Raw genomic sequence first — 23,812 nt, 5'->3', positions numbered from 1 at the left:
TTTTGTTAAACTCTCAACTAAAAACATTAATTAAATATCCAGCGAAGATACTTCCAGAGCGTGGGTCTGGATGAAATCACGCCGGGGCTCTACCTTATCTCCCATCAGGGTGGTAAAAATATCGTCGGCTGCCGCGGCATCTTCAATTTTAACCTGCAACAACACCCTGTTTTCGGGTTTCATGGTTGTTTCCCAAAGCTGTTCCGGGTTCATTTCACCAAGACCCTTATAGCGTTGAATCGATGACCCTTTAAGCACCTCGGCGCGAACAGTGGTCAGAAGTTCCTGCCAACTTCCAACCTGAATTAATGAACCCTTTGACTCGACTACAAAGGTTTTATTAATGAATTTACTTATCTGCGGGTAAACCTGAAGACCGGTCCTGTATTCGTTAATCAATGGTATCTGGGGTCCCATGGTTATAGCCATATGGGCCTTGCCTTTAATCGCCGCATCAAACTCATAACAGCTGGGTTTCCAGCGGCATGGCCTGATGTTTCCAAGAACAAGCTTTTTCTTGGACAGTGCATCCTTAAGAGACTGAACAAAGTGTTCCTCTATAAACTGGTCCGCGGTTTCAACGTTCCTTTCAAGGAGAAAAGTTACAATTTCCTCCCAAAAACCCTGCCTCTCAAGATACTGAACAATTTTCATATATCCGGACAATTTTCTGAGGTTGTCAACCAGATCCTTTCCTTCTATGGTTTCATTGTCTTCGACAATCTTAATAATAAGGTTTTCTTTTGCCAGGTCAAAGAGATGCGCGTTTAAAGCTTCGTCATCTAAGAAATATATTTCTTTTTTGCCGCGACCGAGACGATAAAGCGGCGGTTGACCGATATAGACGTAACCGCCTTCTACCAGGGGCAGCATCTGCCGATAAAAGAAGGTAAGAAGCAATGTGCGAATGTGCGCTCCGTCAACATCAGCATCGGTCATTATAATAATTTTGTGATAGCGCAGGTGTTCCGGATCAAAATCATCTTTTCCAATACCGGTGCCAAGGGCTGCTATTATCTGTTTTATTTCCTCACTGCCAAGAATTTTATCAAACCTGGCTTTCTCAACATTCATTATTTTACCACGCAAAGGAAGAATGGCCTGGCAGGCCCGATCTCTTCCCTGTTTTGCACTGCCTCCCGCCGAATCGCCCTCTACAAGAAAAATTTCCCTTTTCTTGGGATCTTTTTCCTGGCACTCGGCAAGTTTTCCGGCCATGAGCAGGTCAAGCCCGGAGCCTTTTTTCCGGGTCAGCTCTTTTGCCCTTCTCGCCGCCTCGCGGGCTCTGGCCGCATCAACTGCCTTGGCAAGGATTTTACGAGCGTCCTGGGGATTTTTTTCCAGGTAAACGGAAAGCTTTTCATTGAAAAGAGACTCAACAATGGAACGAACCTCGCTGTTTCCCAGCTTGGTCTTTGTCTGCCCTTCAAACTGGGGATTCGGAACACGGACGGAAACAACGCAGGTTAACCCCTCCCTGACATCGTCGCCTCCCATTTTTTCTCGAAGATTTTTGGGGACGATGTCATCACTTGCATATCTGTTTATACATTTCGTCAGAGCTGCCCTCATTCCGGCGACATGGGTGCCGCCTTCCTTTGTAGAAATATTGTTTACAAAAGAAAAAAGCCTTTCTGTATATCCGTCAAAGTATTGAAACCCTATCTCAACCTGAATCTGATCTTTTTCTCCTGATATAAAAATAGGGGCTGGGTGGATGGTCGTCCGGTTTCTGTTAAGATATTCCACAAAGGAGACAATCCCGCCTTCATAATGAAATTCATCTTCTGCGCCGGATCGTTCGTCTTTTAGGGTTATTTTTACGTTCTTATTAAGAAAAGCAAGCTCTCTCAGGCGCACCTGAATGGTTTCGTATTTGTATTCGGTGGTTTCGGTAAAAATACCAGTATCCGGCTTAAAGGTAATTTTTGTCCCGGTTCTGTTTGTTGTCTCGCCTTTCTGGACATCTCCCTGCTTGATGCCATACTTATAGGTTTGCGTATAAACATGGCCGCTTCTGCGAATCTCGGCGGTGGTCATTTCACTTAAGGCATTAACCACCGACACCCCGACCCCATGCAATCCACCGGAAACCTTATATGTCGAATGATCGAATTTTCCACCGGCGTGGAGGGTGCACATAACCAGTTCGAGGGCGGAAACCTTTTCTGTTGGATGCATATCAACGGGTATTCCTCGTCCATCGTCTTCTACACTGACACTGTTATCTTTATGTATTATTACTTTTATTAAAGAGCAATGCCCGGCAAGGGCCTCGTCAATGCTGTTATCCACAACTTCATAAACGAGATGATGCAGCCCTTCCTCCGCTGTATTTCCTATATACATGGATGGTCTTTTTCGTACACCTTCAAGGCCGACTAATACCTTTATCTGTTCTGCACCGTATGCGGTTTCTTCACTCACTAATTGTTTCCTCTTTTTCTTATAAAAAATAATTTATTTTGTATCTGTTTTGGTAAGAGAGACGGGTGGACTCTTAAAAAAGGAGTCCGTTTTTTTAAATTTTCATGGGCATTATTACACTCAGGAAGCCAGGATCTTCTTCTGCTTTTAGAAGACAGGGACTTTCTTCGGAATTTATATATACTATTATTTCATCGCTGTTCATTGCTTGGAGAGTATCAACAAAATATTTTCCGTTAAACCCTAAAGTGAAAGAGTCTCCTGTAAATTCTATATCAATTTCGTCTTTAGCGTTACCAATATCCATATTTTGTGAAGAAAGAATCAAAACTTTTTTGTGAATATCAAATTTAACAGCATTAAACCTGTCTTCAGTAAAGAGATTCATCCTTTTCATTGAATTGAGAAAAGACAGTTTGTCTATCCTGAAATAGTTTTCCTTATCAATTACATTTATTATATTGTTGTAATCTGGAAAATCTCCATTCATTAACCTGATTATCAAAAGAGAATTATCTGTTTTTACAACAGCTTGTTTTTTTTCAAAACCTATTTTTATCTTCTCGTTTGCCTCACAAAATTTTCTTATTTCCAAAACACCCTTTCTTGGAATAATTGTATTTTTTTCTATAGTTATATTTTTTACATCTCCCTCTATTCCTGTTTCCATTAACGTCAACCTGTGACCATCTGAAGATATCATTCTAATGAAATTCTCATCTTCATTTCCCTTCTTTTCTACCAGAACACCAGTTAAATTAAATTGATTTTCTCCTTCTTGTGCTACTGAAAAGATTGTTTTATCAATAAGTTCTTTAATTATTTTGCTTTCAACGGCAACAATGTTTTCTTCTGAATATTCTGGAAAAGTGGGGAATTCTTCCGCTGGCATTCCTGCAAGATTATAATTTGTTTTATTGGCTTTTATTTTTACCCAGTTATTTTCTAATTCTTCGAGGTTTATTGTTTCTACGTTTGATTCTCTTATTATTTCAAAGAGTTTTCTTGCCGGCAGGGTAATGGCTCCGGGAGAAATTATTTCTGCCGGAACAGTGTTTCTTATACCTACTTCAAGATCTGTGGCTGTGAGGATGAGCGCATCGGTGGAACTCTGAATAAGAACATTTGAAAGGATAGCTATGGTTCCTTTTTTCCCTGTGACGTTTTGGATGGGAGAAAGGCCGGCAAGAAAATCTTCTCGTGAGATATTAATAGCTAGAGACATTGTTCACACCCTTTTTTTATTAATATATTTATATAGAAAACTTTATTGTTATTAAGTCTGTTGACATGTTAAAAAACAAAATAACTTATTAATATTATTTAGTAAAATATTAAGAGAAGAAGCGTTGAAAAAAGGGTGATAAGGTGAAAATAAAGTTATCAACATTTTTTCAGCGCATCTTTCCAGGGCTTTAAAAAAAGAAGAATGATAAAAAAGAGAAAGCCCAATAAAAATTTTTCATTTTTTTGCACATATTTATTTAAATTTAAGAGGGAAAACAGATATTTTTTTGTTTGTTGAATATAGTGTAAAAATGAAAAAATATCAATGGCTTATAAAAAGAAAAAAAGGTTTTATTGGGTGTTTTAAAGTGTTGATATTAAAGGGAAAAAACAAAATAAAAAATACTCCAAAAAAGGTTTGAAAAAAAGGGTTTGTAACTGTGCAGAATGATACGTTTTTTTACAAGGATACAAAAAGAGAACTAGATGATATTTTTTGCAAGGCTATGGAAATGAAGATCTTTCCCGGGGCCACGGTGGGAATCTCTGCTAGGGATAAAGAAAAGAGACAACTCTTTTTGGGAAACTTTGGGAAAATGGGTACAGGGAAAAAATATACTCTTGTTTCACCGGGGACGATATATGATCTCGCATCGTTGACAAAACCCCTGGTTACAACCCTGTCGTTGCTTTCGTTGCTTAGTGAGCAAAAAATATCGTTGGACCAGGGGCTTGGCTCCTGTTTCGATGGGGTGAAAAAAGAAAAGAAAGAAATAACCATACGGCATCTGCTCAACCATTCATCGGGTTTGCCGGATCATCGACCATATTTTAAAGAGCTTGTAAAAATAAAGGAGCAAGAGAGAAAAAGAGTTTTAGTGCAATGGATTTTGGCAGAAAAAGCAGAGCCCCCCGGAAAAATGAGCATATACAGTGACCTGGGTTTTTTCATTTTGGGAGAAGTAATAGAAAAAATAACAGGTAAACCGCTTAATGTTTTTGCAAAGGAAAAACTTTATAAACATATTGAAAGTCTTGATTTTAAGCTTGGTGATGAAAAAAAAATATTATGCGCAGCAACGGAAAGATGTCCATGGCGAAAAAGAGTTTTACAGGGAGAGGTTCATGATCAAAACACCTCTGCCGTTGGGGGTGTTTCCGGGCAAGCGGGACTATTCGGAGATGTCGCTGGCGTGTTGACTTTTTGTGAAGGAATACTGGGGCAATGGAAAGAGAGAGAAGCACCCAAAGAGTATGATGTCGGGGCTTTAAAAGAAGCCTTAACCCGCCAAAAGAACAGCAACAATTCAACCTGGGGTTTGGGGTTTGATACCCCGCGAGACAAAGATTCAAGTGCCGGAAAATATTTATCCAGGTTAAGCGCAGGCCACCTTGGTTTTACCGGGACATCCTTCTGGATTGATCCGGAAAGGGACTTGATTATTGTTCTTTTGACAAACAGGATCCATCCGACAAGTGCCAATAATAAAATAAAAGAATTCAGGCCGTTGTTTCACGATACGGTGGTTTCTTCTCTTGGGCTTATCTAGTGTCTGTCTATAAACGCTTTTCATCAGCAAAAAACAATTTGCAATTGATACGATGATTATAGAAGTTTTTTTTGTGGTGATCTCGCGGACCAGACCTGTACATCAAAAAAAAAGACACCGTCACCGTGATGCTCGTGTTGAGGTGTTTTTGTGTTCTGGAAATAAAGCCAGAATGGATTCTTCATCTGCTGAGGTAACGCCTCTTTCGGTAATTAAACCGGTTATGAGCCGTGCCGGAGTTACATCAAATCCGTAATTTGCTCCAGGTGTGCCCGGAGGAGGAACAAGGATTTTTTCGATTGTTCCTTTATCTGTGAGACCGGAGATAAAGCACAATTCCTCAGAAGACCTCTGCTCGATAGGAATTTCAGAAAGGCCATCGGAAATATCCCAATCAAAGGTTGACGAAGGCAGGGCAACATAAAAAGGGACGTTGTTGTCTTTTGCGGCAAGGGCCTTGAGGTAGGTTCCTATTTTATTTGCAACATCTCCGGTCCTGGTTGTTCTGTCGGTGCCGACAAGAACCAGGTCCACCATGCCGTGTTGCATGAGGTGTCCGCCGGTGTTGTCGGCAATCAGGGTGTGCGGCACCCCTTCTTCTTTCAGTTCCCAGGCGGTCAGTTTGGCCCCCTGAAGCCATGGTCGGGTTTCGTCAACCCAGACATGCACAGCAATGCCGTCCATGTGTGCCGCATAAATAGGCGCGGTTGCTGAGCCATAATCGACAAAAGCCAGCCACCCGGCATTGCAATGGGTGAGGATGTTCACCGGTGCGCCATGTTTTTTTCTGCTGATTTCCTTGATTATTTCTAATCCGTGCAGCCCTATGTTTTTACAAAACGCCGCATCTTCATCAGCAATTTCGCGGGCAGTTTCAAGGGCTGTTTTCTGTTTGCCTGCCAGGGTTGTCTCCCGGGTAAGAGCTGCCAGCTGACGATCAACAGCCCAGAAAAGGTTTTTCGCTGTAGGGCGGGATTGTTTAAGTTTGGCTGCCGCTGCAAGGATATATTTTTCCGGGTCGTCGTTAGATGCGTGAAGGGTTGCGCAATACATGCCAAAACCGGCGGTGGCACCAATGAGTCCTGCACCCCGGACATGCATCTCTTTAATGGCCCGGTAAAAATCATCAACAGTTGTTAAAGCCTCCACCGCGAAAGCATGAGGTAAGTGTCTCTGATCAATGATTTTTATGACAGAAGGGTTTGTTTCATCCGGCCAGATTGTGCGATACTGTTTGTTGTTTACCTTCATCCTGGAGGCTCTTTAGGCTGTTTCCGTGTGGAATTAGTTAATAGAAAAAAGAGAGAATATAGTACGTGGCAAGACCTATACCTATAGATCCGTAAATTAAAAATCATTGTGGACAGTCTTCTTTCAAGAAGCGGCGGATAATAAAGAACCCCGCAAAACACATGAGAAAAGAAAAAATTATAGAAAAGGTGCTCATCTTGTTGGCCTCCGGTTTAGTTAAAAAAATTATCCTGTTGCAAGCCAAGGCTCAGGGGGCTGGATTTTATTAAAAACAATAATTTTTAAAAGGTAATGCTCATTGGGAAAGATTCAAGGGCAATCTTGAAAAAAGGAGACCCCTGTCATGAGGTTTTTACTCGGGCAAGGGTGAGTACTTGTATGTCTTTAGGGTGGTGTTTTTGTATGGTTCTGGCGCACTCGTTAACCGTTGCTCCTGTGGTGAATACATCATCAACAAGAAGTACCGTTTTACCGGTGAGTAGCGGCGCGTGTTTCTGATTGACCCCAAAACAGCCCGTAACATTCACCCGACGCGCCATGCCGGTTTTGCCGGTTTGCGCTTCAGTGTCTTTTATTTTTATTAATATGTCCGGGAGAATCTTATTTTTCTGTTTCGGAAAAAAGGCTTTTGCAAGGAGTTGCGCCTGGTTGAAACCGCGCTCTTTAAGTTTGTTTTTATGAAGGGGAACAGGAAGAATGATGTCCGGTTCTGAAAGGTCGGGCAGGCCGATCTTCTTGTATAGATAGGTAAAAAAAGGCAGCCAGGCGGTCTTTCCGCGATATTTTAGCGAATGAATTGCCGCCTTTATGGGCTCTTCATAATGGACCAGAGCCCGGGCTTTGGTAAAATACCATTTATGGGTAAGACAAAAGCCGCAGGTGTGCCCCGTGCTCGCTGAGTGAGAAAAAGCCTGTCCGCAACACGAACACAGCGGATTGTTTACAGTATCGATGTCCTGATTACAGGAATCGCACAGGAGTTTTCCGGGGGGGGCGGGACTGGCAATTGTATTCCCGCAGGCAAGACAGACAGGGGGAAACAAAAGGTCCATTGCCCCGGAATAAAGAGTTTTAATGCCAATATCCATGTTGCTATTGAGTGTTGTATATTCTCGGGCGGGTAATTTTGGTTATTGTTTTGTAACTGTCGTAATTCCAGAAGAAAGAGATCCCGGTGCTGAACAGGCTTTTGGTTTTAATAAACGTTCGAACCCCGCGGAACAGTGAAGTCCTGAATGAAGAAACGGTTTCATAGGCGCTGACCAGGCCGCTGTAGAGCTCTTCCGGCGTCATGTGCTTGGGTTGAAATACCGGCTCAAAAATATTGTATGCATCCCAGTCCTTGGGGTAATCGTTTAACAGAATTCGTCCTTCATCCTCCAGTTGCTTATACAGGGCGGTGCCCGGTAGGGGGGTTTGGATACTGAGCTGGACTGCATCAACCTGGGCATCCATGATAAAGTCCAGGGTTCGTTTGAACGTATCGCTGGTGTGGTCGTCAGCCCCGAACATGAAACCGCCGACAATGGCGATGCCGTGATCGTGGATTTTTTTAATGGCTTCTTTGAAATTTTTCGTGGTCGGCCGTAAGTTCACATTTTTGTTATACGCCGACAGGGTTTCTTCCTGGATGGATTCAAAACCGATGAGAAAGGCCTTGGCGCCGCTGGCTGCCGCGGCTTTCAACAGACCGTCATGCTCAACGATATTAAGGCATGTCTGCCCGCCCCATTGCTTTTTTGTGTCCTTGAGGCGGTCAAAGAGTTTGAACGCACGGTCGATATATTTCTTTCCTGAGCCGATGATGTTGTCATCGATGATGAAGAGTCGTTTATCTTTTATTGCGTTTATTTCGTCAATAACCGTGTCTATGTCGCGCAGCCGGCATTGGCCGCCGTTAAAAAGGGTGACCGAGCAGAACTTGCAGTTGTGAGGACAACCCCGGGATGTCTGTACTGTTTGCACAAAGTAGCCTGGGGCAAACAACTCGCGGCGTGGTGCCGGCAGAAAAGTGATGTCCGGCCTGGTTTTGGCGGTATAGCGTTTCTGCAAAGTTCCTTTTTCGAAATCAGCAAGCACCTGTGGCCATATTTCCTCCCCTTCGCCAACCACCACAGCATCGGCAAAGCGCTCAGCTTCTTCCGGGAGCATGGAGGCATGAATGCCGCCCAGGACAACGGGCACCCCGCGGTTGCGGAATTCAGTGGCGATTTCATAGGCCCGCGGCGCCATGGGAGTCATACAGGTTATTCCCACAAGATCCGCAGGGGTGTCAAAATCTATATCCTCCATGGCCTCGTCAACAATCCGCACATCGAATTGTTTCGGGGTATGGGCTGCCAGGAGGCCAAGGTTCAGGGGGGGCAGAGCGAGTACCCGGACATTTTCAAGGAGTTTATTTCCGTAGGCCGGGCAGATGAGGACAATTTTTTTCATGAATTAACCTGGAAATCTTCATTAAGGAATAATTATGCGTGCCGAATATCTGTGCCGCAGGTCGCCGGGAAAGTGCCATGGGTTTCCTGGACAGCCATGGCACTTTTCTGCTCGTCGCCTTCAACCAGCACAAAAGAGAGGCCTGTATCAAGTATTTCGCTGACACGGCTGGTGCCGCCGGCGCCGCAGAAAACGATATGGGCCTGCATTGAGGGTTTAGAGAAAGGAAATCCTACAAATGATATTTAAAAGAGAGATTCAATTTCGTGCGAAAGGTTGAAACCATTTCGCCTTCAATGGTCATATCGAGCTCTTTTACGGTTGCGACCCGTAAATCACTGTATTTTTTTCGGGCGGTATCTATAGCATTTTTTGCGGCATCTTCCCATGAAATTTTGCTTGTTCCGACAAACTCGACGATTTGGTATACGCTTTTAGGCATGAGGAGTCTCCTTTGAAACTGGCGGTTTGTTTTGTTGATTCCACCGATAATCTGATGACATAAGATACTCTATGAAAAGTGTTTTGGGCCGGGACTTTTCCGAACCACATTATAGTACAACAACTAACAAAACAGCACTAATTTCACAATGATTAATTAGCCGGGAGAGGACACGAGCAAGGCGCTGTTTACATCCTGACTGTGCAGGATAACGAAAAAGGCAGCACATCGAGAAGTTAAATTATTCTTGTTGATTCCCTTGATTCATCGGGCTTTGATTAATACAGTGAAAAAGACAAGGGCACGGTTGCTTATAAATTGTTTGAATCGGTGGTGTTCAAATTTTGATAAGGAGGAAAGCCATGAACAGAGTAATAACAAGTATTGCAGTATCCTTCGTGTTTGCGTTTCTGGTTGGCGGCGCAAATGCCGCGCAGGAGTGGAAGATCGATAAAGACCACTCTGCCCTGCGTTTCTCCGTAAAGCATATTGTCACGCCGGTTGTTGGCGGGTTTGATGAATTTACCGGGATGATCCGGTTTGATCCCAATGATCTTGAAAACAGTTCAATAGATATTACCGTTAACGTGTCGTCAATCAATACCGGTATAAAGCAGCGAGATGATCATTTACGGTCGGCTGATTTTTTTGAAGCAGAGAAATATCCGGAAATGCGCTTTGTAAGTAAAAAAATTACCGACCTGAAGAATAATCGGTATGAAGCCAACGGAAAAATGACAATCAAACAGGTGACAAAAAACCTGGCGCTTATTTTTACCGCCACAGGGGAAGCGGACCACCCGTCTCCGAAGATGGAATGCACCGTGGTCGGCGGTCTGGTGGGGCAGACAAGCTTAAAGCGCTTGGATTACCAGGTGGGAAACGGGCAGTTTTTTCAAATGGGTATCGTTGGTGACGAGGTGTCCATAGAGCTGTTTGTCGAGATGCTTCGGCCCAAGGCGGACTGCAAATAATATTCAGATAGAAAAGTAATACCCAGCCGGGTTGTTCGTGAGAAAAAGGCATGAACAATCCGACTGTTTGTTGTACAAAGCGATTCTGCTTAAAGACAGAACCCATCACACCGCCTTTAATCCGGGACTGATAATGAAAAAAAAACAGCTTGATCAGAGCCTCTCTTCACGGCTTGCCGGTCTTTATAAGTACATGGAAGAAGCCTATGACGGCGTTGCCCGGCAGTTGAGTTTTTCCTGTCAGGGGTGCCCGGATAATTGCTGTGACAGTTTTTTTCTTCACCACACCTATATCGAATGGGCCTATCTGTGGGAGGGTTTGAATCTGTTTGCCGAGGAGAAGAGGCTGGAGGTTGTCGCCAGGGCCGCGGGTTATGTCAAGCAGAGTGAGGCCGATTTCGCCAGGGGAGAAAGACCGCAGATCCTGTGTCCGCTCAACGAGGAGGGGCGTTGCATTCTTTATTCTCACCGGATGATGATCTGCAGGATGCACGGGGTGCCGTCGTCGTTTATGCGGCCGGATGGAAAAGGTATGGAATTTCCCGGCTGCTTCCGATGTCAGGGGCTGGTTGCCGACGTTGAGGAAACACCTCGAGTTGACCGAACCAGGCTCTATCTGGAGCTGGCTGCCCTGGAGTCAGAGTTTCTTGACCACCGGCGGCATGTTCTGCCGAAAGTGAAAAAGACCCTTGCCCAGATGATTGTTTTTGGGCCGCCGCAGGTCCCGGTCATGTGTGGCTCTGATTAATTTGTAAAGCAAGAATTTATAGTTGTGCAGAGGGAAAGGACTCAAGGTTGAAGTTCTGCGGTTTCCGGGTCAGAGGACAGACAAAATGCAGGCCGGTGGCGCTGAGTTTTAAGCCGTCCTTGTTTTTGTTGTTTTTGCCGTATTTCGGGTCTCCCGCCACCGGATGACCAATCATTTCAAAATGCCTTCTTATCTGGTGGAGGCGCCCTGTTCTGATCGTGATAAACACTGTTGACGAGTCGGTTTCCGGATCATATCCCATGATTTCATATTCGGTTATTGCGGTTTTCCCGTCCAGAGGAAGAGCGATGGTACCCTTGTCCTGGGCGGGTCGACCCGTGATCTCGGCACGGTAATTCTTGGTAATTTTCCCGGATTGAAAGAGTTCTGAGAGGGCGGCTGCCGCAGCTTTGGTATGGGCAATCAAAATTAACCCTGAAGTTTCAAGGTCAAGGCGGTGGATGAGAAAAACCTGTCTTTTGAGGTTGAAATGCTGTTCCGCCTGGCGCAAAAGCGCGCAATGGTCACCGTACATGGTGCCCTGGCTCAACAGGCCAGAGGGTTTATACCACAGACTGTACCGGGTAAAATCAGCCAGAAGTTTTGCCGGTGGCGGTGTTTTTTGAAGCAGCAGCTCGTCGTAATACAGCTCAAGGGTTGAACCTGCGGGAAGGTTGGCCGAGGCCTTGCGAAATCGTTTTTTTGTGCCCCGTCCTGTGGAAAGCCAGAGAGCGCCCTTGGTCATGGCGTCTTTGATTCTGCTTTTCGAAAGCCCGCTTTCATTTGCAAGATAAGAGCAGACGCCTTCCTGAATGTCCGCAGAAAGTGTCTTTTTAATCGATAACTGGCCTTTCATCATCTCAGCCGCGGATCATCTCTGCAATCTGGAACGCCAGTTCAAGGCTTTGCTCCGCATTAAGCCGAGGATCACAGTTGGTGAGGTACATTCTGCTCAGATCCGCGTCCTTGATGTCCCGGCCGCCACCAGTGCATTCGGAGACGTTTTCGCCGGTCAGCTCAAAATGCACGCCGCCCGGGATGGTGCCTTCCGCCCAGTGAATTTCGAAAAACGTGCGGATTTCCTGGAGGATTTTGTCGAAATTTCTTGTCTTGTGGCCGCTTTCAGCCGTATAGGTGTTGCCGTGCATGGGGTCGCAACTCCACACCAGGTTGAAGCCTTCTTTATTCATTTCTCGGGTGAGATGAGGGAGATAGTCGCCGATGCGCTCAGCGCCGAACCTGGTGATTACTGTTAACCTGCCGGGTTCGTTTTCCGGGTTCAATCGACTGAATATCCGTTTTATCTGATCAATATCGTGGGTGGGGCCGATCTTTATGCCTAAGGGATTCAGCACGCCCCGCAGAAATTCCACATGGGCGCCGTCAAGCTGCCTGGTCCGGTCGCCGATCCACAACATGTGGGCGCTGCAGTCGTACCAGTCGCCGGTGGTTGAATCGCAACGGGTCATGGCTTGCTCATATCCCAGAAGCAGCGCTTCGTGGGAGGTGAAAAAGGTCGCCTGGTTCAGTTGCGGCACATCGGTGTCCAACCCCACGACGCGCATGAAGTTCAAAGCGTTGTCAATGTCCCGGGCAACCTTGTCGTACAAACGGCCCTGGGGAGAGTTTTTTACAAATTCATTATTCCAGGCATGAACCCGTTCCAAAGCGGCATAACCGCCCCGGGTGAAAGCCCTGAGGATATTCATTGTGGCTGCGGCAAGCAGATAGCCTTTGAGGATTCTTTTGGGATCAGGCTTTCTGGCTTCAGGGATGGGCTCTGAACTGTTGACCATGTCCCCACGGTAGCTGGGCATCTCAACGCCGTTAATAATTTCGGTATCCGAGGATCGGGGTTTAGCGTATTGACCGGCTATGCGCCCGACTTTGACAACGGGTTTGCCGCCCACATAGGCGAGAATCACCGTCATCTGCAGGATGACTTTCAGGGTTTCCCTGATCCCCGGTGCAGTACAATTGGTGAATGCCTCGGCACAGTCTCCACCCTGTAGCAGGAAAGCCTTTCCTTCGGCGGCCATGGCCAGTTGTTTTTTCAAGGTGCGGATTTCACCGGCAAAGACCAGGGGCGGGAGTTTTGACAGCTCCTCCATAATCGTGTTGTATTCTTCCTGATCCGGCCACTTGGGTTGCTGCATAGCCGGAAAATTCTGCCAGCTTGAGTTGCTCCAGGATGATTGGCTCATCGTTTGTATATCCTCTTTTAATATTGTAGCAATACAGCCACTCGAAAATTTTTATCTATCAACTCTTGACAGGGAACTACTGCCAAGTAGAATCAACTCCTCACTCCTCACTCCTCACTCCTCACTCCTCACTCCTCACTCCTCACTCCTCACTCCTCACTCCTCACTCCTCGCTCCTCACCCTTCTTTAGCACCGGGCAGGGCGCAAGGCCCACCCGCACAACACACTTCCACATCAAAAGCATTGAGAACTCGCAGTTCTCTTTCTTTTTTCCCTGAATCAGTCAACGGCAAAAATTGTAATGTTTTGATCAATGATGCCGCCGCAGCTTTTGAAGGAATGGAGTCAAGGCCCTGCAGCAGGACTTTTCCGGTGTAGGTGTCAAGGATTTCAGCATCCTGACCGTTGGTCACCACGGTGATGGGCAACTGAACAGAGGAATCAAGGACCCGCGCCGCAGCCAAGGCCGGGCGTTCCCTTGTTACCAGGGACCCCGGGCCGTAACGGAGAATCATGAATCTTTTTCCTGAAACGCTGACAATAAAATCAATGGTTGAAATCACAAATTGCCCGGCAAACAGGGTTTCAATTGTATGCCTCGGCTCCAGGTCTGTTTTGTCATATCCGAGAGAATGAACCAGAAAGCGGCCAAGCTCCTGGCGGATCCGTTCGTCGTCGGTATCAACGATTTCCTCTCCGGTGATAAAATCAGTCAAGGTGCCGTAGATTATGTGGTGTGAAGGGATATCAGCCATATTTGAACTGTATATTTTCCTTCTGGAAAAGCAAAGCAAAAGAAAAAGGGGGCCCAAAAGAGCCCCCGTGATTCCGGAATATGCAGGTTGTTCAGCCGGGAGACTGCAGGGAGCCCCGGACCTGAGCAGTTAGATTACAGCTCCAGCCAGGACTCGGAAAACAGGGTTTGACCGGACAGGCACTTAAAGGTTTTGTAATGCTGAAGCTCTGACTCGGAAAGGCCTGCGGTGCCGGGATCATTGCCGTCCATAAGCCCAAAGACCAGGTCGGTAAGATTCTGGCGCTGGCCGGAAGCAATGGCCATCAGTTCTGCATCATAAGAATTGACAATTGCGGTGGTAAGACCGTGCTTCATCAGCATGATGAGGTAGGTTCGGTCAAGGTATTTACGAAGATGATCCGCCACACCGTTGGAAACATTGGAAAGACCGATGGTTGAACCGGCGCCGGGGGCGATGTCCGGGACCATGCTAAGGAATTCAAAAGCGGCGTTGATCTGATCCGTTCCAAGGGTAATCGGCGTGGCAATTGGATCGAAGAGCATTTTTTCATTGGGTATGCCTGCTTCGGCAAGGGCCATCATCAGGTCAACGGACATGGAGGCGCGTTCGTTTGAGTCGCGGGGCATGCCGTCCGGACCCCAGAGCAGGGCGACAACATTGCAACCGGCTTCTGCGGCCACGGGAATCAGCTTCTGCATTCTTTCGGGCTGGGCGGAGATGGAGTTCATGATCGCATCAGCTTTGTTTTTTACAACCTTGAAGCCCGCGGCCATGGCATCGGTGTTGGTGGTGTCAAGGCATAAAGGCGTAGCAACGACGGCCTGAACCGTTTCGACAATCCACGGCATGAGTTCGGTGCCGTCTTTTCTTGCCGGCCCGATGTTGAGATCAAGGTAAGCTGCGCCCGCTGCGGCTTCTTCTTTAGCCATTTCCTGGACAGGAGCGGGATTTCTTTCCTTCATCGCGGCGCCGCTTCTGTTTCCCATGATATTGATGCTTTCTGCAATTGCTAAAATTTTGGTCATTTGTATTCTCCTTGTGCTTGTTGCTGTTCAGATATATCGTTTCCCCCGGAGATAAGTCGGAGGTGAATTATTTATGCCCTGCGGGTAAAAAGACCCTGAATCATCACGGGGTAAAGCGAGAAAAAATAGCGTTAATATGAAGGGATGTCAACCATCAACCGTATTTTACGGTAAGAAAAACGCCTACATTGGGATAAATGTGCGTTTTATTCTCTCGAAGTGGCGTAAATACATTGAAAAGCTCGCCGGTTGATCCAATCCGAAAAGATTGCATTAAAAGAACCAATTTTTTTTCATATATCGTAACGTGCCGGAGAACGAAGCCTTCATGTCCGGGAAATTATGGTGAATGGCGATGGCACGCGGCACAAAATGAATATGCCAGCCAGCCTTTGATGCGCGAAGGCAGTAATCGACAAAGCAATAATATCCACAGAACCTGTCATCAAGAAAGCCGATTTCATCCATTGCGTCTTTTCTGATGAAAAAACAATCACCGAGCAGCCAGTCGGATTTAACAGGCGAACCGGTGGGTTCGAAAAGGTTGTTGTGCAGGGTGCAGGGATTAAGAAAGCCAAGCATCAAACCAAGAAGAGAAAAAGAACCGGGAAAAGAAAAAGCCGACGGCAACCGGATTCCCTGCGGGTCGAGGTGTAACGGTCCGGCGATGCCGGTATCCGGCGCGGAGTCAAGGAAATCAACCATGATTCTCAGGCTGTCCGGTTGAACGGCAACATCCTGATCCAGGAAGGCGATGTACCGGCCGCAGGCCTTATGGGCCGCTAAATTTAATGCACCGGCATCACCGGGTCTGTTGCCGGGAGTTTTTAGTACGGTAACCTCAGAAAACTCACGTATCATTGAATCGTCGAAGATTCCCGGGACACCTTCCATAATAATTATTTCAATAGAAACCTGTTGGGCGGCGCTTTGCAGAGAATTGAGAAAATTAGCGATGCGGATGGGATTTCTGGCGATGGTGCAGACAGAAAAGTCGGGGCATTCCATGGCTCATACCAATTCGCATTCAAATTCTAACATTGTTGGCCGCCTCGTTACCTCTTTGAATGAAAATGGTATCACAGATTCGTTTTATCTTTCAGAAAGTTTGAGAGAAACAGACGGGAAAAGGCTCATATCTGTATGTGGCAGGAACAGGGCTGCCATGTAATGGGTCATGAACTGCGGGCTTTCAGAAAGCTCCATATTGGTCATCAGGCGGCTTACCTGCATCCGTTCACGAAAGCGGTTGTGGTCGGTGAGGCTGATCTGGGCGCCGAGCAGGGAACCGTTGCCGAGATAGTAGAATTTTTCGCGGTCGACATCCGGCAGGAGGCCGATGCAGATCGCCCGTTCAAGATCAATATAGGCGCCGAAGTTTCCTGCCATTATGATTCTATCGAGATCGGTGAAGGTCATGCCCACGGACTCGAGCAGGGTCATATAGCCGGCATACATCGCGCCTTTGGCGCGGATAAGATTGTCGAGGTCAACCTCGGTGATGACAATATCCTTTCTGGTGCCGGAATCCTTGGACCAGGCGATGACGTATTCATAACCGTCAAGACCGGTTCTGATCCTTTTATGTTCCAGATTTCTGTTGAATTTTCCCTGTTGATCGACCACCCCGGCCTCAAGTAATTCAGAGACAATACTGATCAGCCCGGAACCGCAGATTCCTCTGGGTTTGCTTCTGGCGATGGTGATGATCATCGGCTCCAGTGTCTCCGGGTGGATATGGAAGTTTTCTATGGCGCCCTTACTGGCCCGCATACCATGCTTGATGCCGCCGCCTTCAAAGGCGGGGCCGGCGGAACAGGCGGTGCAGACCATCCATTCTTCGTTGCCGATAACGATTTCACCGTTGGTGCCGATATCGATGAACAGGGTTATTTTGGGGCTTTTATGCATCTGGCAGGCATGAACGCCGGAAATGATATCACCGCCGACATAGCTTGCAACGGAAGGATACAGGAAGAGGCGCACCGAAGGATGCGCATAGACGCCAAGGCCTGCGGCTCTTGTCAAAGGGAACTGGCTGCAGGTAGGTACATATGGCGCTTCCCTTAAGAATTTCGGATCCAGTGCCAGGAGCAGATGGCTCATGATTGTATTGCCCGCTGCCATAATATAGCTGATGTCGCTAGGGCTGATGATAACTTTTTTGCAGACCGATTCTATTACCTGATTGATAGTCCTGACAACTTTGTTTTGCAGGGCTTTCAAGCCTCCGGGGCGTTGAGAGTAGATAATACGGGAAATCACGTCTTCGCCGTAGATAATCTGTTCATTATAGGCAGAGGCTTCGGCAATCACCTTGCCGTTGTTCAGATCAATGAGTACGCCGCAGATGGTGGTGGTGCCGATATCAACGGCCAGGCCGAAGAGGTTGCCGGTTGTATCTCCCGGCTCAATTGCGATAATCCGGTCCGGTTCTTCAGCCCTTTTGCCGCGGAGAAGAATGATGGTTACTTCCCAGTTTGCCTCACGGAGAATAAAGGGAAGTTCTTTCAGAAGTTCAGGGTGGTCATAGGTTGGTTCTGCACAGTCATGGCAGCCTTTGCGGATGGCGTGCAGCAGGCGCTGAAGATCTGGAATGTTGTCTTCGATGGTCGGGGGAGTGAGCTTGATGAAGCGTTTTTCAACCGGCGGTGCCACGTCCCATTTACCGATCAGGGCTTCAAGTGATCTTGCGGAAATGGATCGAGTTGTTTTGGGCTTGCGCTTGAGGGCTTTGCCGTCTTCTTTGGTTTCTTCCGGCACCCGCACCACAAGGTCGGATACAACAAAAGACTGGCATGCAAGTTTTACTTTTTCATCTTTAGCGGTCTTTGCTTTGCTGCCGCATGAAACTTCACCCTGTTCGACAATGACCTGGCATTTTCCGCAAACCCCGTCACCGCCGCAATATGCATGGATATACACCCCGGCATTTGCAGCGGCAGAGAGGAGGTTTTCTCCTTCCTCCACGTTGATTGTAACATTGTCGGGTAAAAAATGGATGGATCGTGTCATGGGGCTCGTTTCTTAATAGTTAATTGAACATGCACCTTTTTTAATTTTGCTGTAAAGTGCCATGAATAAAGACATACAAGATAGCAAGATGTGAGGGCTTGTCAATATTCCTTTTTTGGATGTGATCCATCGTTATGCATCGGATTATAAAATTGCCGGCCGAAGAATATGTGGATCATGGGTCAGAGGGGAGTTTTCCTCCCGACAGACGAAGCGGCTTCTAACCTCATGTAATTATTGAATACAATAATTGTCAGCACCGTTATACACTCCGCAGAATTTAATAGCTTGTGGTTCTACCCATATACAAGCGCCGAAAGAAATTCATGGCAGCCGTTACAAACATTATTAAAAGTTAAGTTTCTGGTAAGGACGAGGTTTTTTCAATGGCTTTGACTGTTAAGCAACGCATTAAACGATTTATAATAACCCATATCCTTCCGGGTATTCCTTTTATGGCCCTTGCTGTATCCGGAGGCATGCTCTTTTTCAGCAGGTTCTGGAATATTGATTCCGCATCCTTTATGATGTGGGTGAATATTCACAAGATCGCCTCGCTTTTCTGGATGGTGCTCCTCACGGCAATGGTGATTGTTATTGGGTTTAAGTTTCACAAGGCAGCATTCCAAGGACTTTTTTCGTGGGGTAAAGCAGATCTTCTTTGGTTTAAGTGTTCCCTTAAGAGCATTATTAATCCGAACCAGCTGATTACCGACAACCGGGTCTATAAAACCCGGCAGAAGGTCAATCTGTTGCTGGTGATTGGCGGGTGCCTCGGGTTTGTTATCAGCGGGTTTGCCATGTGGTTTTGGGCTTCCATCCTGATATTCTGGTATGTTCATGTCGTCTTTTTCTTTATGACCATGTCCATGGTGATTGGCCATCTCTTCATCACTTTCAAGTACCCCATATCAAAGAAACAGCCCATCGGCGCGTATCTCAAGGTGGAGCTTTTCTGTTTCTTTGTTACCGTGTTCATTGGTGTGGGTGGTTTTTTCTTCTTCAATCAGGGACAAAAGGCCTCTCAGGGAAAGGCTTTTGTTAATTTTATCCGGCCCCTTGAGCTGTCCAAAGGTCATAGAATAAAAGAATTAGTAGGCGATTGTTCAAAGTGTCATGATTATACGGGGAGTTTAAAAGACGAGAGATGTCTGGAATGTCACAAGATCATCAAGGCGCGGCGGGACACCAAGAGCGGTTATCACGGTCTTTTTGAGGGTAATTGCAGGAATTGCCACAAAGAGCATCCCGGACTTAGCGCTTCTATTATTCCCTTTAACCCCTTAAAATTTAATCATGCTCTGGCGGCTTACAAGCTTGTAGACAAGCATGCGGACCCGAAAGTAAAATGTGATGCATGCCATAAGCGCAAAGGCAAGACAAACCGGGGCGGCGTTTACTATCTCGGCTTCGATTATGCATTTTGTACAGACTGCCACGAGGATCCCCATTATAAAAATGAATTCGGCAATGTTTGTGATACCTGTCATAATATTAAAACCTGGAAAGGTGGTGATGTAAGGTTTGACCATGACAGGGATTCGAAATATCCCTTGAAAGGGGGGCATGTCAAGACCTCCAAGGATGTTGAGGTCAAATGCGCCGATTGTCATAAGCCGCTGAAGAAAGGAGATCCTTTAAGCAAGGCGAAACTGCGAGGACTTTCTTATGCATGTATTTCGTGCCACAAGGATTTCCACAAGGGAGGCCTGGGTGATCTCTGTGAGAACTGCCATACCATGCATAGCTGGAAAGGCAAAGACGGAAAGATCAATTTTGATCATAATCGGGATTCCCGGTATTCCTTGAAAGGCAAACATGAAACCGTTAAATGTGAGCTCTGCCATCAACCCAAGAAAAGTGACGGAAGTCAGGGTGACGCAATATATCGAGGACTGTCCAGGGACTGTGTGTCCTGTCATAAGGATATTCATAACAAGGAGTTAGGCAAGTATTGTGAAAACTGCCATAACGATTCCAGCTGGGTTGGCAAGGATGTCACCTTTAATCATGATACTGATTCGAAATACCGCCTCAAGGACAAGCATGCAAAGGTAAAGTGTGTTGAATGTCATAAGCCGGCGCCCGGGAAAAACCTGGGGACAGTAAAATTTATTGGTATTGGAACCGAATGCATTGCCTGTCATGAAGACCCGCACAAGTCTACATTGGATAAAAAATGCGAAAAATGTCATTCGATAAAGAGTTGGGTGGGCGAAGAAGTACGTTTTGATCATGACACTGATTCCCGCTATCCACTGACCGGCGAGCACATAAAGGTTAAATGTATTGTTTGTCACAAGCCTGAAAAAGAGGGCGATCCTCTGGGCAAGGCAAAATTTGTCGGGTTTAAAACAGAGGACTGCGATGACTGCCATAAAGATCCCCATAAGCCGGAGGATGAATACGGTAAAGATTGCCTGCTTTGTCACTCAACCGGGCCATGGCCTCCCAAGAAACCGGATTTCAGTCATCAAAAGCATGCAAAATATCCGCTTACCGGCCTCCATGAAAAGGTGAAATGTCTTGAGTGCCATAATAAAAAATCAGTGAGAAGCATCGGGCCGAAGACGCTGGAGGTTTTTCTCAAAAGTTGCCTGGTATGTCATAAAGACCCGCATACAGGACAAATAGGAACTGATTGTGATAAATGCCACAGTACTTCCGGTTGGAAGGGCAAATCCTTGCTCTTTGATCATAATAAGCATTCGGTATATAAAATTGACAAAATTCACATCAGGACTGCCTGTAAAAAATGTCACGACAAGGGCCTTTATAAACCGATTCGGCATGAGAACTGTGCGGATTGTCATGATGAATACGGCCGGTAATTTGTGCCTGCCCATAAAGGCCTTATTTCTGGAAAGACACTAATTGCCTTTAGAATTCCAACATGCACAACAAATATTAGGAAAAAGGTATGCAGCAGTCTTTAGAAAAAAAGAGCACCTCCGGTTCTTATTTCGCGGGATTCGTGCAGCTTGATGTCCGGCTCGGGGCCATCGAGGAAAATATTGCTGCGGTCAGAAAAGGATTAAAGGACTTGCGGCCGTCCAGTCCTGGAATGGTTGTGCTTCCGGAATTATGGGCCACAGGATTTGATTATGAAAATCTTTCCTCACTGGCTGTAAAAACACCTGAAGTTTTACAGGCGGTGCAGGATCTTGCTGCAGAACACAAGATCATTATTGCCGGGTCCTTGCCGGAGCACGAAGACGGTTTTTTTTATAATACCCTTTATCTGGTTGACGCAGGCGGACTAATCGGCAGCTTTCGAAAGCAGCACCTGTTCCCGCTCATGGAGGAGGAAAAACATTTTTCCAGGGGTTTTTTCCCCCGGCCCATATCGACGGAACTGGGGTTGATCGCCTGCCTTGTCTGTTATGACCTGCGGTTTCCCGATCTGGCAAGAAGTCAGGTAGCGCAGGGGGCGGCGCTTCTGGTGCTCAGCGGCCAGTGGCCTGAAGCCAGAAAAGACCACTGGCTGACCCTTGCAAGGGCGCGGGCAATTGAAAATCAGGTGTATGTGATTGCCTGTAACCGGTGCGGGAAAACAGGCTCGACAACCTTTGCCGGCAATTCCATGATAATCGCTCCGGACGGCTCGATACTTGTTGAAGCCGGCAAAGAAGAAACAGCTCTTGGGGCACAGTTGTCACAAGGGTTTGTGGAAGAGGTGCGGAATAGATTTAATACTGTTTCAGCTGTTGACTATTCAATGCCGGACCGCGAGAAAATCAGCTCGGTGGAAACAGTATGCGCTGTAATGGATCAATACAGAAAAATCGGCCGAAGCGTTGTTTTTACCAACGGCTGTTTTGATATTCTACACCAGGGACATGTGACCTATCTCGAAGCCGCACGCCGGCAGGGGAGTTGTCTTGTTGTCGGGTTGAACAGTGATAAAAGCGTACAATCCATAAAGGGGCCGACTCGACCGGTGAACCGGCAGGAAAGTCGCGCCAGGGTTCTTGCCGCACTTGGGTGTGTGGATCATGTGGTGATATTTGATGATGATACGCCCTTGAACCTGATAACCAGGCTCAAGCCCGATGTTCTGGTAAAGGGAGCGGACTGGCCGTTGGAAAAAATAGTCGGCGCGAAAGAGGTCATTGAAGGCGGCGGCAAGGTAGTCAACATCCCCCTGGTTGCTGATTTTTCCACCACCGAAATAATAAGGAAAATGCAGGGGAATTAGGGTGCAGAGCCTGTGGCTTGCCGCGAATTTTTGGCAACCATACAACGCGGGAACCGAGTAAAACTTTTAGAAGTCATAAGTCAGGAGAAAACCTTAAAAAACGCTACGCGGTTGATTTTTATTCTGACTCCTGGCTTCTGCCTCCTGACTCCTGATACCCCGAGGATCGAAGTCTTGCTCTTATCTGCCGCGGGGCAGTTTATTCCTGGTTCTGAAATATTTTCTGCATTGCCTCGCGGAGCAGGGCAAGGGTATATGGCTTTTGAATAAACCCGGCAAGACCTTTGCCGACAAATTTCTCTGTTACATCCTGTTCGTTGTAGCCGCTTGACAGGATAACCCGAACATTGCGGTTAATCTTTCGAAGCTCGCGAAAGGCAACTTCTCCATCCATGTGCGGCATGGTGAGATCCGTGAGGACACAATCGATTTCGGATTCAAACTGTTTGTAAACATTCACCGCGTCTCTGCCGTCCTTTGCCACCAGAACCGAAAAACCAATGCGTTCAAGCATTTTCTTGCCAAGGGTGCGGATGGTTTCCTCGTCATCTACAAGCAGAACTGTTCCGTGTCCACGCCACTTGACTATTTCAAGGTCTTCGTTGTTTTTTGTCGCCGGAACAGAGTCTTCCAGTGCCGGGAAGAGGACCTTGATAGTGGTTCCTCGGCGGGGCTCGCTGTAAACCTTGAGTGCGCCTTTATGTCCCCGGACAATGCCCAGGACCGCTGACATCCCAAGGCCGCGACCAGCGAATTTTGTTGAAAAAAATGGGTCAAAGAATTTGGCGATGATGTCTTTTTCCATGCCGCAGCCGGTATCGGCGATTTCAATGTAACAATAGATACCCTCTGGCAGGTTGTCATCAAGGTATGTTTCGGTGAGATATTTCCGGTCACATTCCATGGCGCCAGTGGATATGGACACCACGCCGCTATTTTTTTCAATTGCTTCGGAAGAATTAACCACCAGATTCATTATGATCTGGTTGATCTGGTTTGCGTCGCCGAGGACCGCCGGAAGGTTTTCCGTCAGTTGATATTTCAGGACCACATGTTTGGAAATAGAAACCTCAAGCATATGGTTCATTTCGGAAATAACCGTCGACAGATCCAGGGGCTGGGAGATAAATTTGCCGTGGCCGGAGTAGGCGAGCATCTGCTTGCAAAGATCGGCGGCTCTGCGTGAAGCCTTTTCTATTTCAATGAGATTTATATATGCAGGGGATGCAGGAGAAAGGTCGGAAACTGCAAGGTCAGCATTACCGAGGATGGTCATCAGAATATTATTGAAATCGTGGGCAATGCCGCCGGCAAGAACTCCCAGGCTTTCTAGTTTTTGAACATGCTGGATCTGCAGTTCCATTTTACGCTTGTCTTCTTCGGCTTTTTTTCGGTCGGTAATATCCAGGGCGGTGAATGTTACACCGGTTGACAAATCGCCCGGAGTAAGCGGGGCCGACTGAAGATGGACATCCATGAGCGTTCCGTCTTTGCGCATCCACACCGTGTCAACCATTCCGAGGTTTTTTTCCAGAATTTTTGCATACTTGATTTTG

The 23,812-nt window shown here is 46.7% G+C and carries 19 protein-coding genes; 5 read left to right on the top strand and 14 right to left on the bottom strand.

Translation table 11 applies throughout. From position 1 onward, the window contains the following. Window positions 1-30 precede the first annotated feature (30 nt). Together gyrB and dnaN are read right to left on the bottom strand one after the other, a co-directional pair. Entirely contained in the window at window positions 31-2,427 is a 2,397-nt protein-coding gene (gene gyrB / locus KKE17_00995) for a DNA topoisomerase (ATP-hydrolyzing) subunit B (GenBank protein MBU1708558.1), read from the bottom strand. A gap of 94 nt (window positions 2,428-2,521) precedes the next feature. Continuing rightward, window positions 2,522-3,652 carry a DNA polymerase III subunit beta gene (gene dnaN / locus KKE17_00990; protein MBU1708557.1) on the bottom strand — a complete coding sequence of 377 codons (1,131 nt, stop codon included), beginning with the start codon at window positions 3,650-3,652 and terminating at the stop codon, window positions 2,522-2,524. 514 nt (window positions 3,653-4,166) lie between these two features. On the opposite strand from dnaN, the gene KKE17_00985 reads away from it, so the two are divergent. Next, the gene (locus KKE17_00985) at window positions 4,167-5,204 is read left to right on the top strand and encodes a beta-lactamase family protein (GenBank protein MBU1708556.1); all 1,038 of its coding nucleotides are present in this window, start codon (window positions 4,167-4,169) and stop codon (window positions 5,202-5,204) included. 120 nt (window positions 5,205-5,324) lie between these two features. On the opposite strand, the gene mtnA is transcribed toward KKE17_00985, so the two are convergent. From mtnA to KKE17_00960, 5 genes are all read right to left on the bottom strand, one after another. Next, the gene (gene mtnA / locus KKE17_00980) at window positions 5,325-6,455 is read right to left on the bottom strand and encodes an S-methyl-5-thioribose-1-phosphate isomerase (protein MBU1708555.1); all 1,131 of its coding nucleotides are present in this window, start codon (window positions 6,453-6,455) and stop codon (window positions 5,325-5,327) included. 341 nt (window positions 6,456-6,796) lie between these two features. Further along, the gene (locus KKE17_00975; protein MBU1708554.1) at window positions 6,797-7,543 is read right to left on the bottom strand and encodes a ComF family protein; all 747 of its coding nucleotides are present in this window, start codon (window positions 7,541-7,543) and stop codon (window positions 6,797-6,799) included. Window positions 7,544-7,547: 4 nt separating this feature from the next. Further along, on the bottom strand, window positions 7,548-8,891 hold the full coding sequence (locus KKE17_00970) for a B12-binding domain-containing radical SAM protein (GenBank protein ID MBU1708553.1): 1,344 nt from the start codon (window positions 8,889-8,891) through the stop codon (window positions 7,548-7,550). 32 nt (window positions 8,892-8,923) lie between these two features. Then, window positions 8,924-9,100 (bottom strand): hypothetical protein, encoded by a 177-nt coding sequence (locus KKE17_00965; GenBank protein ID MBU1708552.1) that lies wholly within the window; start codon window positions 9,098-9,100, stop codon window positions 8,924-8,926. A gap of 23 nt (window positions 9,101-9,123) precedes the next feature. Then, complete coding sequence (locus tag KKE17_00960; protein ID MBU1708551.1) at window positions 9,124-9,333, bottom strand: dodecin family protein; 210 nt, start codon at window positions 9,331-9,333, stop codon at window positions 9,124-9,126. A gap of 362 nt (window positions 9,334-9,695) precedes the next feature. Between KKE17_00960 and KKE17_00955 the strand changes: the two genes are divergently transcribed. Next, window positions 9,696-10,307: a YceI family protein gene (locus tag KKE17_00955; GenBank protein MBU1708550.1), complete on the top strand. Its 612-nt coding sequence runs from the start codon at window positions 9,696-9,698 to the stop codon at window positions 10,305-10,307. Window positions 10,308-10,440: 133 nt separating this feature from the next. Continuing rightward, a complete protein-coding gene (locus KKE17_00950) occupies window positions 10,441-11,055 on the top strand; it encodes a hypothetical protein (protein ID MBU1708549.1) in 615 nt (204 codons plus the stop codon). A gap of 16 nt (window positions 11,056-11,071) precedes the next feature. On the opposite strand, the gene KKE17_00945 is transcribed toward KKE17_00950, so the two are convergent. From KKE17_00945 to KKE17_00920, 6 genes are all read right to left on the bottom strand, one after another. Further along, the gene (locus KKE17_00945) at window positions 11,072-11,914 is read right to left on the bottom strand and encodes an RluA family pseudouridine synthase (protein ID MBU1708548.1); all 843 of its coding nucleotides are present in this window, start codon (window positions 11,912-11,914) and stop codon (window positions 11,072-11,074) included. A gap of 1 nt (window position 11,915) precedes the next feature. Then, window positions 11,916-13,259, bottom strand: coding sequence for a 3-deoxy-7-phosphoheptulonate synthase class II (locus KKE17_00940; GenBank protein ID MBU1708547.1), 1,344 nt, complete (start codon window positions 13,257-13,259; stop codon window positions 11,916-11,918). A 177-nt stretch (window positions 13,260-13,436) separates the two neighbouring features. Then, window positions 13,437-14,015, bottom strand: coding sequence for a type I restriction enzyme HsdR N-terminal domain-containing protein (locus KKE17_00935; GenBank protein ID MBU1708546.1), 579 nt, complete (start codon window positions 14,013-14,015; stop codon window positions 13,437-13,439). Between the two features lie 134 nt (window positions 14,016-14,149). Next, window positions 14,150-15,043 (bottom strand): dihydropteroate synthase, encoded by an 894-nt coding sequence (locus tag KKE17_00930; protein ID MBU1708545.1) that lies wholly within the window; start codon window positions 15,041-15,043, stop codon window positions 14,150-14,152. 273 nt (window positions 15,044-15,316) lie between these two features. Further along, window positions 15,317-16,051: a glycosyltransferase family 2 protein gene (locus tag KKE17_00925; protein ID MBU1708544.1), complete on the bottom strand. Its 735-nt coding sequence runs from the start codon at window positions 16,049-16,051 to the stop codon at window positions 15,317-15,319. Between the two features lie 84 nt (window positions 16,052-16,135). Further along, on the bottom strand, window positions 16,136-18,058 hold the full coding sequence (locus KKE17_00920; GenBank protein MBU1708543.1) for a DUF4445 domain-containing protein: 1,923 nt from the start codon (window positions 18,056-18,058) through the stop codon (window positions 16,136-16,138). A gap of 386 nt (window positions 18,059-18,444) precedes the next feature. Between KKE17_00920 and KKE17_00915 the strand changes: the two genes are divergently transcribed. Next, complete coding sequence (locus tag KKE17_00915) at window positions 18,445-20,889, top strand: hypothetical protein (GenBank protein ID MBU1708542.1); 2,445 nt, start codon at window positions 18,445-18,447, stop codon at window positions 20,887-20,889. Window positions 20,890-20,978: 89 nt separating this feature from the next. After that, the gene (gene rfaE2, locus KKE17_00910; GenBank protein MBU1708541.1) at window positions 20,979-22,256 is read left to right on the top strand and encodes a D-glycero-beta-D-manno-heptose 1-phosphate adenylyltransferase; all 1,278 of its coding nucleotides are present in this window, start codon (window positions 20,979-20,981) and stop codon (window positions 22,254-22,256) included. A gap of 199 nt (window positions 22,257-22,455) precedes the next feature. Here the strand turns inward: rfaE2 and KKE17_00905 are convergent. Beyond that, the coding region (locus KKE17_00905; GenBank protein MBU1708540.1) for a response regulator at window positions 22,456-23,812 on the bottom strand (1,357 nt) is incomplete at its 5' end.

It is taken from the genome of Pseudomonadota bacterium (genome assembly GCA_018823135.1).
Taxonomy (GTDB): domain Bacteria; phylum Desulfobacterota; class Desulfobulbia; order Desulfobulbales; family CALZHT01; genus JAHJJF01.
Note: the sequence above shows the minus strand (reverse complement) of the source record. Positions and strands in the feature narration are given on the sequence as shown.